The 16,134-nt window shown below is 44.0% G+C and carries 11 protein-coding genes and 7 tRNA genes; 16 read left to right on the forward strand and 2 right to left on the reverse strand.

What is annotated here, in order from left to right; genetic code table 11:
* The first annotated feature begins 471 nt into the window (after positions 1–471).
* The 8 genes from gltX (at position 472) to JMA39_RS00700 (ending at position 3,102) form a co-directional block, all read left to right on the forward strand.
* Positions 472–1,881, forward strand: coding sequence for a glutamate--tRNA ligase (gltX, locus tag JMA39_RS00665; protein WP_202719921.1), 1,410 nt, complete (start codon positions 472–474; stop codon positions 1,879–1,881).
* A 104-nt stretch (positions 1,882–1,985) separates the two neighbouring features.
* Positions 1,986–2,061: transfer RNA gene (locus JMA39_RS00670), tRNA-Ala, on the forward strand.
* Between the two features lie 83 nt (positions 2,062–2,144).
* Positions 2,145–2,220 (forward strand) — tRNA-Glu (locus JMA39_RS00675).
* Between the two features lie 79 nt (positions 2,221–2,299).
* A tRNA-Glu gene (locus JMA39_RS00680) sits at positions 2,300–2,375 on the forward strand.
* A gap of 79 nt (positions 2,376–2,454) precedes the next feature.
* Positions 2,455–2,530 (forward strand) — tRNA-Glu (locus JMA39_RS00685).
* Positions 2,531–2,609: 79 nt separating this feature from the next.
* Positions 2,610–2,685, forward strand: a tRNA-Glu gene (locus tag JMA39_RS00690).
* Positions 2,686–2,903: 218 nt separating this feature from the next.
* Positions 2,904–2,979, forward strand: a tRNA-Glu gene (locus tag JMA39_RS00695).
* A gap of 47 nt (positions 2,980–3,026) precedes the next feature.
* Positions 3,027–3,102 (forward strand) — tRNA-Ala (locus JMA39_RS00700).
* A 614-nt stretch (positions 3,103–3,716) separates the two neighbouring features.
* Here the strand turns inward: JMA39_RS00700 and JMA39_RS00705 are convergent.
* Positions 3,717–5,546 (reverse strand): ABC transporter ATP-binding protein, encoded by a 1,830-nt coding sequence (locus tag JMA39_RS00705; RefSeq protein WP_202719922.1) that lies wholly within the window; start codon positions 5,544–5,546, stop codon positions 3,717–3,719.
* A gap of 176 nt (positions 5,547–5,722) precedes the next feature.
* Between JMA39_RS00705 and JMA39_RS00710 the strand changes: the two genes are divergently transcribed.
* From JMA39_RS00710 to sstT, 7 genes are all read left to right on the forward strand, one after another.
* Positions 5,723–7,222 carry a DNA-3-methyladenine glycosylase 2 family protein gene (locus JMA39_RS00710; protein ID WP_202719923.1) on the forward strand — a complete coding sequence of 500 codons (1,500 nt, stop codon included), beginning with the start codon at positions 5,723–5,725 and terminating at the stop codon, positions 7,220–7,222.
* Entirely contained in the window at positions 7,219–7,773 is a 555-nt protein-coding gene (locus tag JMA39_RS00715; protein WP_202719924.1) for a methylated-DNA--[protein]-cysteine S-methyltransferase, read from the forward strand. The genes JMA39_RS00710 and JMA39_RS00715 overlap by 4 nt, the downstream gene beginning before the upstream one ends.
* Positions 7,774–7,903: 130 nt before the next feature.
* Positions 7,904–9,223 carry a DEAD/DEAH box helicase gene (locus JMA39_RS00720; RefSeq protein ID WP_202719925.1) on the forward strand — a complete coding sequence of 440 codons (1,320 nt, stop codon included), beginning with the start codon at positions 7,904–7,906 and terminating at the stop codon, positions 9,221–9,223.
* 208 nt (positions 9,224–9,431) lie between these two features.
* Positions 9,432–9,902: a dual specificity protein phosphatase family protein gene (locus JMA39_RS00725; RefSeq protein ID WP_202719926.1), complete on the forward strand. Its 471-nt coding sequence runs from the start codon at positions 9,432–9,434 to the stop codon at positions 9,900–9,902.
* Between the two features lie 26 nt (positions 9,903–9,928).
* Positions 9,929–11,473: a phospholipase D family protein gene (locus tag JMA39_RS00730; protein WP_202719927.1), complete on the forward strand. Its 1,545-nt coding sequence runs from the start codon at positions 9,929–9,931 to the stop codon at positions 11,471–11,473.
* A gap of 89 nt (positions 11,474–11,562) precedes the next feature.
* On the forward strand, positions 11,563–12,465 hold the full coding sequence (locus JMA39_RS00735) for a chemotaxis protein CheV (protein WP_202720347.1): 903 nt from the start codon (positions 11,563–11,565) through the stop codon (positions 12,463–12,465).
* 180 nt (positions 12,466–12,645) lie between these two features.
* The gene (sstT, locus tag JMA39_RS00740) at positions 12,646–13,869 is read left to right on the forward strand and encodes a serine/threonine transporter SstT (RefSeq protein WP_202719928.1); all 1,224 of its coding nucleotides are present in this window, start codon (positions 12,646–12,648) and stop codon (positions 13,867–13,869) included.
* A gap of 112 nt (positions 13,870–13,981) precedes the next feature.
* Here the strand turns inward: sstT and JMA39_RS00745 are convergent, their stop codons facing one another.
* Positions 13,982–15,352: a Gfo/Idh/MocA family protein gene (locus tag JMA39_RS00745; protein ID WP_202719929.1), complete on the reverse strand. Its 1,371-nt coding sequence runs from the start codon at positions 15,350–15,352 to the stop codon at positions 13,982–13,984.
* A gap of 285 nt (positions 15,353–15,637) precedes the next feature.
* Here JMA39_RS00745 and JMA39_RS00750 point away from each other — a divergent pair, with 285 nt between their 5' ends.
* The gene (locus JMA39_RS00750) at positions 15,638–16,048 is read left to right on the forward strand and encodes a hypothetical protein (RefSeq protein ID WP_202719930.1); all 411 of its coding nucleotides are present in this window, start codon (positions 15,638–15,640) and stop codon (positions 16,046–16,048) included.
* Positions 16,049–16,134 lie beyond the last annotated feature (86 nt).

Raw genomic sequence — 16,134 nt, forward strand, 5'->3', positions numbered from 1 at the left:
CACATTAGTTAGTGTATTTCTTTTTATAGTGCATTTATTCAATTTTATCTGTTTATTTGCTCTTTATATGGGTAGCTAAGTTGTTTTAGTTTGATTTGATAGCTTCCATTTTAGGTAATGCCAATCTAAAGCCCAGAGGAAATTAAGGTGGGTCTATACACTTGGAATGTACGATTTCAATGAGCATCGCCATCTATATGTAACGATTTGTCATCCTCATTATATTACTAACATCTCTATGCATTGAGTTGTTGTGTTTATGGTGCATCTTTTTAAAGAAGCAGGGGGGCATCAATAAGCCTGATTTTGCACATGAGGGGAGACTAAACTGAAGAAAGGCAGATTTCCCTTATAAAATGTGCCATATAGTAGTAGATCTATTTTCCCTAGCTCTTTTGGCTGTTAGAATATGCGCCACATTCATTAGTACAGTCTATTATTTAGACTTTCTACATAGGTCAGTGTCCCATTATGACAATTAAGACGCGTTTCGCTCCAAGCCCTACTGGCTTTTTGCACGTTGGTGGTGCTCGTACAGCACTTTATTCATGGTTACATGCACGCGCAAACCAAGGTGAGTTTGTTCTACGTATTGAAGATACCGATATTGAACGCTCTACTCCTGAAGCATGCGCCGCAATTTTAGAAGGCATGGAATGGCTTAACTTGAATTGGGACGAAGGTCCTTACTACCAAACCAAGCGATTTGACCGTTATAACGAAATCATTGCACAGATGCTAGAGCAGGGCACTGCATATAAGTGTTACTGTAGCCGTGAACGCATTGAAACAATGCGTGAAGAGCAAGCTGCGAAAGGTGAGCAACAAAAGTATGATGGTTGCTGCCGCGATAAAGCACCACGTGATACAGATGAGCCATTTGTTGTGCGTTTCAAAAACCCAACTGAAGGTAGCGTTGTATTTGACGACCACGTACGTGGCCGCATTGAATTTGCTAACAGTACATTAGATGATTTGATCATCGCACGTACTGAAGGTACGCCTACTTATAACTTCTGTGTCGTTGTTGACGATTGGGATATGGGAATTACCTGTGTTGTTCGTGGTGAAGACCATATCAACAATACACCACGTCAGATCAACATCCTTAAAGCGTTAGGTGCACCAGTACCAGAATATGCTCACGTATCGATGATCTTAGGTGATGATGGCGCTAAGCTATCTAAACGTCATGGTGCGGTAGGGGTGATGCAGTATCGTGATGACGGTTATTTACCTGAAGCGCTACTTAACTACCTAGTTCGCCTAGGCTGGTCTCACGGCGATCAAGAAGTGTTCTCTATCGATGAGATGAAGCAGTTCTTTAGCCTAGATGATATCAACAAAGCGGCTTCAGCATTTAATACTGATAAACTGATTTGGTTAAACCAGCACTATATTAAAGAATCTGATCCAGAATATGTCGCTTCTCACCTTGAGTGGCACATGGCTGATCAAAACATTGATACAAGCAATGGTCCAAAACTGTCTGAAGTGGTTTCTGCATTGTCTGAACGAGCAAAGACATTAAAAGAACTTGCTGCATCTAGCCGTTACTTCTTTGAAGATTTCGAAGAGTTTGATGAAACTGCAGCTAAAAAGCACCTAAGGGGTGTTGCTCTTGAGCCACTAACTTTGTTCCAGACTAAATTAGCTGGATTAAATGAGTGGACTTTAGAAGCTATTCATCAAGCAATTGAAGATACAGCAGCTGAATTAGAAGTCGGTATGGGGAAAGTTGGTATGCCATTACGCGTAGCTGTTACTGGCGCGGGTATGTCTCCTGCTGTTGATTTAACCATATTCTTGGTTGGAAAGGCCCGTACAGAGCAAAGAATCTCCAAAGCGATTGAATTTGTAGCAAATAGAATAAATTCATAAAAAACGGGTTGACTCTTTTGGGTGCGCTGCATAGAATGCGCCACGCAGTTGAGACACAGGCAACGAATAGTTCGCGGTGCACTCAAAAGTGATTTAGTTAGTGAGGGGCCTTAGCTCAGCTGGGAGAGCGCAACACTGGCAGTGTTGAGGTCAGCGGTTCGATCCCGCTAGGCTCCACCATCTAACTGAAAGTAAGCGTTAAGTTTTAGCCTACAGAACTTAATGAGTATTCACTCCCTTACGGAGTCTAAACGTAAGTCCGGGTCCCCTTCGTCTAGAGGCCTAGGACACCGCCCTTTCACGGCGGTAACAGGGGTTCGAATCCCCTAGGGGATACCACTATTTTATAAAGCGTTGAGTTTTAGCCTACAGAACTCAATGAGTATTCACTCTTTGGTAGAGTATAACGCCAGTCCGGGTCCCCTTCGTCTAGAGGCCTAGGACACCGCCCTTTCACGGCGGTAACAGGGGTTCGAATCCCCTAGGGGATACCACTATTTTATAAAGCGTTGAGTTTTAGCCTACAGAACTCAATGAGTATTCACTCTTTGGTAGAGTATAACGCCAGTCCGGGTCCCCTTCGTCTAGAGGCCTAGGACACCGCCCTTTCACGGCGGTAACAGGGGTTCGAATCCCCTAGGGGATACCACTATTTTATAAAGCGTTGAGTTTTAGCCTACAGAACTCAATGAGTATTCACTCTTTGGTAGAGTATAACGCCAGTCCGGGTCCCCTTCGTCTAGAGGCCTAGGACACCGCCCTTTCACGGCGGTAACAGGGGTTCGAATCCCCTAGGGGATACCACTATTTTATAAAGCGTTAAGTTTTAGCCTACAGAACTTAATGAGTATTCACTCCCTTACGGAGTCTAAACGTAAGCCCGGGTCCCCTTCGCCAAGAAGAGAGCGCCTAGGACACCGCGCTATTTTTATTAAAAAGCAGCACGGCGGTTTCACTTTAATAGCCTTCTAAAGTGTGACTTATAGGTCTTCGTTATATTGGAAGTAAAACAATATGTCCGGGTCCCCTTCGTCTAGAGGCCTAGGACACCGCCCTTTCACGGCGGTAACAGGGGTTCGAATCCCCTAGGGGATACCACTATTTAAAAATTCATGTTCTAAATAACGTGAATGTTTACCAGAAATGGGGCCTTAGCTCAGCTGGGAGAGCGCAACACTGGCAGTGTTGAGGTCAGCGGTTCGATCCCGCTAGGCTCCACCATTTTATCGCTTTATAGCGGTAAGTAATTAAACCACCTTAGGGTGGTTTTTTTATGCCTGTAATTTACCTATTGTTTTGAGTTGTGGAGCATAAAGATCCTGAGTGTTGAGACGAATACACTAAGGCTGGTTTAAAGTGAGTAGGGTGGAGAGTTTACTCTTCAGGCTATTTAATTGGGCTAATTAGGTATGAAATATTTGCTTAATAGCATGAACAAAAAAGCCATCGTTATACCAATCAGCAGAAAGGTGGCTTGAGCATATTGAGTGTTTGTCGGTAAACATGGATATTATATCAATCAGTATAAAGATTTGGTCGCTCAGCGAGAGTTTAGCGGCACTGAGACAAGGTCATTAAATGCTCCTGCATTAATGACATTCACCACATCCATGTGGTTTGCAACGAGTGTAATAGCATAGTTATTCTACGGTTAAGCTCGTTAACGCAGTATCAGAGCCGCTAAAACTCGCCATTCTGGAGCGTTTTTGGCTGCCTACTTCTGCGTTGAAAAGCTTCACAAGGGAATAACCATTCTTTCAGCTATTCGCCTTGAATGAGTTTGCAAAAAAACGCTCTGAGTAGATCAACTTCTTATACTGATTGGTATTAGATCACTAGTCTACTCCAAGGAAGCCGCCAGTTTGGTGCGCCCAAAGCTGTGCATAGATCCCACCTGAGCTGATTAACTGCTGATGGGTCCCTTGCTCAACGATTTTGCCCTCATCGAGTACAATCAACCTATCCATTGCAGCAATGGTTGATAGTCTGTGTGCGATGGCAATAACGGTTTTGCCTTCCATCAACTGATACAGACTTTCTTGAATTGCGGCTTCAACTTCGGAATCGAGCGCAGATGTAGCTTCGTCCAACAGAAGGATCGGAGCGTTCTTGAGCAGAACACGTGCAATCGCAATTCGTTGACGCTGCCCCCCAGAGAGCTTTACACCGCGCTCGCCAACTTGTGCATCTAAACCATGATTACCTTCAGCATCACTTAGCCCTTGAATGAACTCGTGGGCTTGGGCACTGTGTATGGCTTGTTCTAGCTCGATATCGCTAGCATTAGGATTACCATATAGTATGTTTTCTCGAATAGAACGATGCAGTAGCGAGGTATCTTGGGTCACCATACCAATATGTGCTCGCAGTGAGTCTTGCAAAACTCGAGCAATGTCTTGCTGATCGATAGTAATGTTACCCGACTCAACGTCGTGAAAGCGCATTAATAAGTTTACTAGGGTAGATTTTCCCGCTCCAGAACGGCCCACTAAGCCCACTTTTTCACCCGGTTTAATATGTAGCTTAAGATCATCGATTACGCCGCTCTTTTCTCCATAGTGAAAACTGATATCGTTAAAGTCAATTCCGCCTTCGGTTACGACTAACGGCGGCGCATCTTTAATATCCTCAATATCTGTGGGTTTTGAGAGTGTATTCATGCCATCAGCGACGGTACCTATGTTTTCAAACAGCGAACTTATCTCCCACATAATCCACTGTGACATACCATTGAGTCTCAGTGCTAGACTGATAGCGATAGCTATTGCACCGACTGTAATAGCATCTGCCTGCCATAACCAAATCGATACCGCTGCAATTGAAAAAGCAAGTATGTAGTTGAGCACTTGCACACTCACATTAATCCAAGTCACTAAACGCATCTGTTTATAGACAGTGCTGAGAAAGGTTTTCATGCTGCCTTTTGCGTACTCAGCTTCTTGTTGAGTATGTGAAAACAGCTTAACGGTTGCGATGTTGGTGTAGCTATCTACTATGCGGCCTGTCATGGTAGATCTTGCATCGGCTTGCTCAGTTGAAACCTTCTTGAGTTTAGGTAAGAACTTGAACTGTAAGGCAACATAAATAGTGAGCCAGACTAGCATCGGCAACATTAACCTTAGATCGGCTTTCGCTATCATCACCACCATAGAAGTGAAGTAAACCAAGATATAAACCAGCACATCTAATAGCTTAGTAACAGTTTCACGCACGGCTAATGAGGTTTGCATCACTTTTGTCGCCACACGTCCTGCAAAGTCATTTTGATAGAATGACACACTTTGTTTAAGCAGGTAGCGGTGAGCCAACCATCGAATTGACATTGGGTAATTGCCGAGTAGGCCTTGATAAACAATTAGCGCATGCAGTAGCGTAAGTAGGGGGATGACAATTAACACGAGTAGAGTCATCCCTAAGAGCCGCATGCCTTCTTGTTCAAATAGCGTCTTTGGCTCATGGTTTACTAATAGGTCAACAAGATCACCCATAAAACCAAATAGCGAAACTTCTAAGATGGCCAGTAGGGCGGTTAAAATTGACATGATGATCAAAGGCACTTCAAAGCCACGGGTATAATGGCGACAAAATACGTAGAGCCCTTTAGGTGGTTGCTGAGGCTCCTCGTCGGGTAGAGGATTGACCCAAGATTCAAATCGTTTGAACATCTATTTACTCAGTTTTTATTAATGTTGGGAAAATGTAATTAATCACTAGCATATAGGAAACAGCGGCTTAAGTGTAAACACTGTATCGATAGAGCTATTCAGTTCCGTTTTCCGCTAGTGACTATGTCGTTAGTTACGTAATATGGCGGTCATAGAAAGGTAATTTGGTAAGTTGAATGGTTGAGCATGAGTGTCATATTTCGAAAGAGGCCTGTCGTAAGGCAAGGCTTGCTCGCGACTCAAGATTTGACGGCCAGTTTTTTATCGGGGTATATACGACTAAAATATTTTGCAGACCAATTTGCCCTGCGGTTAGTCCTAAAGAAGCGAATGTTCGCTATTTTGATACTGCAATACAGGCTGCAAATGCAGGACTAAGACCGTGCCTGCGTTGCCGACCAGACTGTGCACCCCTCTCTTATGCTTGGAAGGGGACGCAGACAACTTTAGAACGAGCAAAGGCATTAATCGATGCAGGAGCCCTTTCTGGTCAGGAAGGGCAGAATATTGAGGCTCTTTCAACTCGATTGGGGATCTCGAGCCGTTACTTAAGAAAGTTGTTTTCGCAAAAGCTGGGTACCTCAGTTAAACACTATGCGCAATACAGGCAACTTATGTTTGCCAAGCAATTATTACATCAAACAAATTTGAGCATCACCCAGGTAGCTTTTGCTTCAGGGTTTAACAGCATACGGCGTTTTAATGAAGTGTTTAAGGCACAACTGCAGTTAACACCAACAGCCTTGAGAAAAAACAGGCATCAACCTAGAGATTCTGAATTAAGCCGCCCTCAACCCTTAAGTCAATATGGTCAAGTTACATTGAGGGTGCAACTTAGCTTCAGGCCTCCCTTTGCTTGGACGCAACAATTCGATTTTTATCAAGTTCGTGCTGTAAATGCGATGGAGTGGCTCGATAACAAGCTAAGTTATGGTCGTAGTTTTAGCCTCAATGGGGTAAGTGGTTACTTCGATGCAAAGCTGAATGGGGCAAGAAATGTGTTTGACGTCGATATTGTTTTGGAAAAGGATACTGATCTCAGCCAGTTAAATGCAATCATTAGTAACATAAGACGAGTGCTGGATCTCGATGCGAATATTTGCCAAATCGACAATGTGCTGTCGTTGATAGAGCCTTTGGCGCCCTCGATGCTCCCTGGGCTACGGTTGCCTGGTGTATGGTCAACATTTGAAGCTGGGTGTAGAGCTGTCTTGGGTCAGCAAGTGAGTATCATTCAAGCGTCAAAGCTGCTTAATCAGTTAGTCCTTACCTACGGTGAGAAGCGCTTAATTGGTACAAAACAGGTCACTCTGTTTCCAACGCCCGAGGTGATAGCAAAGGCCGAATTTACCGAGCTTAAGATGCCCGGGGTCCGTAAAAGAGCACTGAATGCGCTGGGGCAGTTTGTTCGGGATAACCCTGATGCAGAACTCGAACAGTGGCTATCGATAAAAGGAATAGGCCCTTGGACCGTGGCATATGCAAAAATGCGCGGTTTGAGTCAGCCTGATATCTTGTTGTGTAGCGACTTTGTTGTAAAAAAGCGGATGTTGGGTTTATACCAAGCAAATGGTGCGGTTAAAAGTGATGACTATGAGTGTTTAACTCAGTCACTTGCCGAGCAAGTCGCTCCCTGGGGCAGTTACCTTACGTTTCAATTGTGGAATCTTTCATGAAAAAGAGTTTAAAACCTAAAGCTTTACAGCCAATAGCAAAGTTAAACTTTGTTTCAGAGATTGGGGAGCTGTCTTTGTGCGCGAACGAAAGCGGCTTAAGCCACCTTAATATTATCCCCCAAAGTGGTGACGAATGGTTGTCTAGAGAAGTGAGTGATGCAGCAATTTTAACGGCTGACGATAACCTTGCTCTAGATACGGCGAATCGACACCTGTTGCAAGCTCGTCGAGAGTTAGAGGAATACTTTAATGGCCTAAGACGGCAGTTCGAAGTTAAGCTGGCCCCTAACGGCACCGAGTTTCAACGTCAAGTGTGGCAGGCATTATCCGAACTCGATTATGGCGTTAGCTGTAGTTATGCTCAAATTGCAGAGCGTATCAATCGGCCTAAAGCGGTGAGGGCGGTAGGGACTGCTAATGGAGCTAACCCTATCGCAATAATCGTTCCTTGCCATAGGGTCATAGGTAAAAATGGTACGCTCACTGGTTACGCATTCGGCATAATGCTTAAGCAGAAACTGCTTAAACTTGAAGGTTGGAACAACTTCTGAATTCTTGTGTAGTGGCGCTAAGTAAAATGTTTTGCTCAGTGAGTGTTAAATCCGATCAAAGATAAGCATTTAAACGGATATTAGCGTAGAATATACGCCTTATTTTTGATTAGGCGTTTACCTGTAAATTATGACTCAGTCAGTATCTTCAACCGACAACGCTGCAACGCAAGCTGTAGCTACTACAACAACTCACAGTGACTTTACTCAACTAGGGTTAATTCCAGAGTTGCTTGAGACGCTAAAACTGCTGAGTTATACCACGCCAACCGCGATTCAATCGCATATCATACCAGCGGTATTAGAAGGTCGTGATGTTCTAGGTGGTGCAAAAACGGGCTCGGGTAAAACGGCTGCGTTTGCGTTACCTATTATCCAAAAGTTGGCACAAGCTGAGCCTCGTAAAGCTGGTAGTAACTTTGTGTCATGTTTAGTACTGGTACCCACCCGTGAGTTGGCGCAGCAAGTTAGCGATAGCTTTATGCGTTATTCACAGTTAATTAAACCTAATCTTAAAACACTGGCGGTATATGGCGGTGTGTCTACTAACGTGCAAATGCAAAGTCTACGCGGCGGTGCAGACATTGTTGTTGCAACTCCAGGGCGTTTAATCGACCTGATCTCAAGCAATGCGCTGAAGCTGGATAAAACCACAACGTTAGTATTGGATGAAGCCGATCGCATGCTAAGTCTTGGCTTTACTGACGAGCTTAATGCGCTATTAGCAAAGCTGCCTAAGACCAAGCAGACATTACTGTTTTCGGCGACGTTTCCGGAAGAAGTGCGTGAACTTACCCAGTCACTGCTAAGCAATCCCGTCGAAGTTCAGTTGCAAAGTAGTGAAGAAAGCACACTGGTTCAGCGTGTTATTACGGTTAACCGTAACCGCAAGACCGCATTGTTAGCCGAGTTGATTAAACAAAATCAATGGCAACAGGTGCTGATCTTTGCCAGTGCTAAATACAGCTGTAATCGTTTGGCTCAAAAGCTAGAGAACGCAGGCATTACCGCTGAAGTATTCCACAGCGATAAAGGTCAAGGCGCACGTAATCGCGTATTAGAAGGGTTTAAGTCAGGCGAGATCAGTGTATTAATTGCAACGGATATTGCCGCTCGTGGTATCGATATTGAAAAGTTACCTATCGTGATTAACTTTGAGCTGCCAAGAAGTCCAGCTGATTATATGCATCGTATTGGCCGAAGCGGCCGTGCTGGCGAGGCAGGTTTAGCAATGAGTTTGATTTCTCACGATGAATATCAGCACTTTAAGCTAATTGAGAAGAAAAACAAACTGAGATTAGAGCGTGAACAGATCCCAGGATTTGAAGCCGATCTTGAAGCGCCTGCAGACTGCCCATCACGTGAGGTAAAGCCGATGGCAAAACCTGCTGGTACTGGCAAGAAGCACCGTAAAAAGGTCAATGCTGAAGTTTGGGGCAAGAAATCTTAATCTCAAACGCATAAATTTGTACTGAGAAATAATATGAACAGGGCTCTTAATGAGCCCTTTTTTGTACAAATTAATACGATTTTTGTGGGGTAGCGCCTTTTTTCATCATGTATTGCTCTTACTAACAATAAAGCGATAGCACAGAATCTAGGCTTTATGTATTCTCTTGGCGATTATTTGAAACTCAAAATTTATTTTAGGAAATACTATGCAGCACCTATTTTGGTTAGTTGAGGGACAAATTGCAGGACGCAGTGGGCCAAATAAAGATCCTTGGGATCTGCAGGAGTTAAAGAGTGCAGGGATCGAAGCCGTCTTATCTGTAAATAACGGTGAAGATTGTATCGAAGCGGAAATCACCGATGCTGGTTTAGATTATTTATGCGTGCCTTTTTCTCGTAATATTCCCCCTAAGCCGGAAGATTTAGCATATTGCGTAGAACAAGTACCACAAGCATTAGCCTTTATTCGACAGTGTGAAGCGCAGAATAAAACCGTGCTTATTCATTGCCGTTCGGGTAAGGATAGAACGGGCCTGATAATGGCTTACTACCTTATGGATAATGGCGCAGCACCTCTGCACGCGGTGAGTCAGGTGAGGGCCATCCGCGATATCGCGTTTAGCGCCGAAGGTTGGGATCAATTTGCATTTGATGTACTTTATGCGTTACAAGAATAGCTAAGACTCAGCAATAGAATAATATAATGAATGCAAATGGATTGCAGTCACTTACCTTTTTAAGAATCGTTTTGCTTTGGGCAGTCATAACAACGTTAGTTGGCTGCCAATCCTCTCCCGTCTACCCCGATAAAGTCATTACGACAAAATTGGCCGTGCAGCCTGATTGGCCATTGGTGCAATATGTTCAGGCTGATGTAAAGGCACACCCTCTGCAAACTGGTGTGCTACCTCTCACCGATGGCCTAGATGCCTTTATCGCTCGTTTAGCATTGGTCAATGCGGCTAGCGCCAGTATCGATCTGCAGTATTACATCTATCGTGGTGATGATACCGGTAGACTTTTAACCTGGCATTTAATCGACGCTGCCCAGCGCGGTGTCAGAGTTCGTATTCTGCTCGATGATATGGCTGTTAAAGATGCTGATGAAGCGCTAGTGATGTTAGCTGAACACAAAAATATTCAGGTTCGCTTGTATAACCCATCATTTGAGAGAGACTTTCGCAATCTTGCTTTTGTTGCTGGTTTTTCTCGGCTGAATCATCGCATGCACAATAAGTCACTAACCGTAGATAATACTATTAGCGTTGTGGGCGGGCGCAATATAGGTAATGAGTACTTTTCAAATGACACCAATGTTGAGTTTGGTGATTTTGATCTCATGACAATAGGTCATGCTGTCGATGAAGTTTCAGATCAATTTGATCTCTATTGGAATTCGCCTTTAACCGTTGAGGTTGCAGAGCTGACCTCTCATAGTGTGACAGCGGAGGAAATCGACACGGCATTGGCACTAGTTGAGGCCGAGAAGGCTGCATATCAAACGAACCCCTATATAACGCGCTTAATGAGTAGTGAGCTGATTACGCAGATGCAAAACCATGATTTGCACTGGTATTGGGGCAGTGCAAAACTGGTTTATGATCAACCTGACAAACAAAATCATCAGCTAGATAGCGACAATATTTTGGCCGATCTTGGCGAATTTCTGCAACAAGCGGAAAAAGAGGTTTTTATTGTTTCACCCTATTTTGTGCCAACTCGGGAAGGGACACAGAATATTATAAAAACCGCTAATGCTGGAATTGATATTACCATTTTAACTAATAGTTTAGCCGCAACCGATGTGCTGGCCGTTCATGCTGGATACCGCCAGTACCGACAGCCACTATTGGAAGCAGGGGTAAAGATCTATGAAGTAAAAGCTAACCCCGAGCAGAAGAAAACCAGCAGCTGGACAGGGAGCTCTAAGAGTAGCTTACACGCTAAAACCTTTGTCACTGACAAGCAGTCAATCTTTGTTGGGTCTTTTAATTTCGATCCTCGTTCGGCGTGGTTAAATACCGAGATGGGCTTGATTATTGATAATCAAGAATTGGCCAGTGAAGTGGTCGAAGGAATCGAGGCCAGCTTAGCAAAAAATACATATCGATTAGCCATAGAGGAGGGAGAACTTGTCTGGTTCGATGATCTTCATCAACGAACTATCTATAGCGAACCCGATGCAGGGCTTTGGCGTAAATTTCTCGTCGATTGCATCGCATTATTGCCGATTGAGTCTCAGCTTTAATTGTTTGCTTAGTATGATTGAGTTAGAGTTTGCTCAAATATATTTGTAGTAAGCGGCCCATTAAGATGAATGCAATAAGTGGTAATAAGATGAAGAGTAAGGCAAGCCAGTCTCAAGGTTTACTCTTGTTTAAACTCTCTCTGACACAGTTATTCGCACTGGGCACCCTAAAAATACGCGAATTGGTTCCCTATACCCCATTGAGCGCCATACCGCATTCTCACCCCACTATATTAGGGGCGGCAAGCATACGTGGCGCAACGATCCCAATAGTTGATATGGCTGCCGCAGTTGGCTATCGACCGATAAGCGATGAGGAGCTTAAAGATAGCTATATCATTATCACTGACTGTCAAAGAATGGTCATTGGCTTTCTAGTACGAGCTATCGATAAGATTATTGAATGTAATTGGCGTGATATTGAGAAACCACCGACTAATTTGGGCAAGAACGCTTACCTTACTGGCGTGACCAAAATCGACGGTAAATTGGTACAGCTACTCGATGTGGAGTTACTACTTTCTAAAGTGTTCCCTGCTAGCCCTGAAACCACTCGTGCCATCTTGACCGATGTGCAGCGTGAATATCTAAAGCCACTCAATATCCTGCTGGTTGATGACTCAAAGGTTGCACGTAAACAACTGAGTGATGCGCTGGACAGTATCAATATACCTTATCAAGTTACCGCCGATGGCAAAGAAGCATTGTCAATCATGGAGCAGGCTGAGCGGGAGCATCGTGCGATTGATATTTTAGTCAGTGATATCGAAATGCCAGGGTTAGATGGTTATGAGCTGGCATTCGAAGTTAAGAATAACCCAGCAATCGCCTCTGCTTATATCATTCTGCATACTTCTCTTTCCAGCGAGATCAGTGTTAGTCAGGCTCACCAAGTTGGTGCCAATGAAGCACTGACAAAATTTGATGCCCATGAGTTGATTGAAGCTATGTTACGCGGGGCTGAAAAAGCAACAGAGATGGCTAATTTTTAGGGCATTATTAGCAATATGTTAACCATGAGTAATAACCGAGCTTATTTGTCTGGTAAAGGTAGACAATAGTTGCCACATCCGATACAACCTGTGTCGAAGGGAGATTAATTTTATTTAAGGTTCACCTAATAGTGAACTTAAATAGAATAGTTGCATACTATAAAAACGACAGGTTAAGAAATGAATCAAAAACCATCTTTGTTTGCCCGATTGGCAGACGGCAGTTTAGTGTTACAAATTCTCGTAGGTATTATTGCTGGTATTGTATTAGCAACCGTATCAAAAACCGGTGCTGAGAGTGTGGCTTTCTTAGGTGAACTGTTTGTTGGTGCCCTAAAAGCAATCGCACCAATATTAGTGTTCATCCTTGTTGCTGCATCGATAGCGAACCAAAAGAAGAATGCCAAGACCAATATGCGTCCAATCGTTATTCTATATCTATTTGGTACGTTTTCTGCGGCGGTTACCGCTGTATTGATGAGTTTTGCGTTTCCGACCACACTAGCATTAACGCTAGATGCGGCTCAGGCTAACCCGCCAGAAGGTATCGGCGAAGTTGTTCATACCTTGTTGTTCCAGTTAGTTGATAACCCAGTTAACGCGGTTATGACAGGCAACTATATCGGTATTTTAGCTTGGGGTGTCGGTCTCGGTTTAGCGCTACATCATGCTACCGATTCAACTAAGCTAGTATTCGCCGATGTGAGTCATGGCGTATCTCAGATGGTTCGCTTTATTATCCGTTTGGCACCGATTGGTATTTTTGGTCTAGTTTCATCTACATTCGCAAGCACTGGTTTTAGTGCTATTGCTGGCTATATGCATCTATTATTGGTGCTTCTTGGCGCAATGGCGATTATGGCACTGATCATTAACCCTGCGATTGTTTACTTTAAAATACGTCGCAATCCATATCCGTTAGTGTTTACTTGTCTTCGTGAAAGTGGTGTCACAGCCTTCTTCACTCGCTCAAGTGCTGCGAATATTCCGGTGAATATGGCGTTATGTGAAAAGTTAAAGCTACATGAAGACACGTACTCAGTTTCTATTCCATTAGGTGCGACCATTAACATGGGCGGCGCGGCAATTACGATTACAATCTTAACGCTTGCAGCAGCTAACTCTATGGGCATCCAAGTGGATATGCTTACCGCGATTCTATTAAGTGTTGTTGCTGGTATTTCTGCTTGTGGCGCGTCGGGTGTCGCAGGTGGTTCACTGCTACTTATCCCATTAGCATGTAGCTTGTTTGGTATTTCAAATGATGTGGCGATGCAGGTTGTTGCGGTTGGATTTATTATCGGTGTGATTCAAGACTCAGCCGAAACAGGTTTAAATAGCTCTACAGACGTTATCTTTACTGCGGCGGCATGTGAAGCGGCAGAAAGAAAAGAGAACGCTTAAGTCTATCATTGCGACCTTGAAATAAGGTACTGAGATACTCGTTAGCATAAAAGCCCCGCTAAATATCATTAGCGGGGTTTTTTGTTTATTGTACCCGATAATCTTGATGCTTTTAGGCGCCAACAATCCCTAGCGGCCTACCGGTTTTCCATGCACCTCGAGTAAAATCAGGGAAGTTAACCGAGTTACTGCGGTTATTGACCGATTCTTCACTGAGAATATTCACCACAGACCACGCCGCGCCATCATAGACGTCTTGATCGAGTGGTTCGGCATTTCTTAAGCAATAGACCATGCGCCACAGCATCAAGAAGTCCATACCGCCGTGCCCCCCATTACGCTCAGCTTCTTCTCCCATCCTTAGCCAGAGTGGATGATCGTATTTAGCGTACCATTTTTGCATGTCTCTATCCCATTGATGGTAATTACCTGAGCCGCCGTGCTCGATGGCAATTCGGTTTGGGAAACCTGCAAACACGCCGTTAGTCCCTTGAATTAAGTTATGACGGCTATAGGGGCGTGGCGTAGTGGTATCGTGTTGAACCATGATGGTGCGACCCTTTACGGTTTTTATAAGGGAGGTATTGATATCGCCGTTTATGTAGTTGAGCTGGTTGCGCTCATGATCCGCCGGGAATTCACGTTTAGCGTATAAGGCGCGCCCAAGAGCAGGGGAGCTCATTGAAGTTAGGTAATCGAATCTGTCACCACGATTAATATTCATATATTGGGACACTGGGCCTAAACCGTGAGTTGGGTACAGATTACCATTTCGTTTAGTATGCCAGTAGGTACGCCATGAGCCAGTTTTACTGTCGAGCTCTTTCATCTGCCAGCGAAGCTCATGAATATAGGCTGCCTCCCCATGTAACAGCTCACCCAATAAGCCTTGGCGAACCATATTGAGCACCATTAGCTCATCACGACCATAGTTGACGTTCTCCATCATCATACAGTTCTTCTGTGTCCGCTCGGCGGTGTCGACAATCTGCCAACACTCTTCGACTGTCAGAGCCAATGGCACTTCGACAAAGGCGTGTTTGCCACTTTCCATTGTATGGATAGCCATGGGCGCATGCCACTCCCAAGGAGTGGAGATAATCACAATATCGATATCATCACGTTCAAGTAATTCTTTGTATGCTTGGTCACTACCTGTGTATCGAGCTGGTTTTGCTAGACCTTGCGCGGTAACAAAATCAATCGATCTATCTAAAACTTGCGTGTCGGTATCGCAGATCGCCTTGATCTCGACACCCTCTAAGTGACAGAAATGTTTTACGTGTCCTGAGCCTCTCTGGCCAACGCCGATAAAACCGACTCGCACCGTTTCCATTTTTGGCACGATCAAGCCCATTACCGATTGGCCTGTAGCGGGCTTTCTCGGTACTGCTTCGGCGGACGATAGCGGCAGCTGTGAGGTGAGTATTCCTGCGGCTGAGATTCCGGCGGTTTTTAAAAAGTGTCGGCGATTGAGTTTCATCGAGAGTCCCACGTTATATTATTAGAATAGTTTAACAGCCATAGAGTTATATCAAATCTAATAAGATAAAGGTTAAAAAACGGTATGTTGGCTTGTTGCGCTTGTGTTTTTATGCGGATTTACTAAAGTAATGCATAGAAAGTGATTTATATCGCGTTTTAAATTTTATATTGCGATACACTTTTTAGTAAAAGGTAGCGGTATCGTTGTGATTGCTTTCTTTGTTTACAGTTGGTTTGGTTAACAAAAATATTACAAATACTTTTTAATAGAGGGAACGAGCAGATGGTAGTTGTGCGCGATAAGACAAATGAAGTTATTCAAATTGAGCGAGAAGCAAAACTCAAGGAGATGGAAATGTCAGTAGTTGAAAAGCGTAGACGTCTGTCTTGGCGAGAGGATGAGCTTAACTCTCGTGAAATCGTGGGTCGCTGGACAGATGAAAGACCGCTGCTCGGTGATAAAATCACCCTTTATAAACAAGCGGGTAAATATTATTTAGAAACTTGGTACCTAGACGGCTGCCATAGCCTAGATGAGATGCTTTCAGAGGAAACTGAAGAGGGCATCAAGCTTGAAGATAAGGGCGGTAATATTTTTGGTGAATACTTTATGTTGACTACGGGGAATGAGCTTAAATTCTGTAACTCAACTAACTGTTATTACACGGCAAAGAGAAATGTTGAGGCGGCTTAATACCCATTGCATTGCCAGTAAGGGCTAGCTGTAATCGCTTAAAGTATAAAAGGGGCCGATGCCCCTTTTTTCGATCTTGAAACTTA

Source organism: Shewanella schlegeliana (genome assembly GCF_016765635.1).
GTDB classification, from domain to species: Bacteria; Pseudomonadota; Gammaproteobacteria; order Enterobacterales; family Shewanellaceae; genus Shewanella; species Shewanella schlegeliana.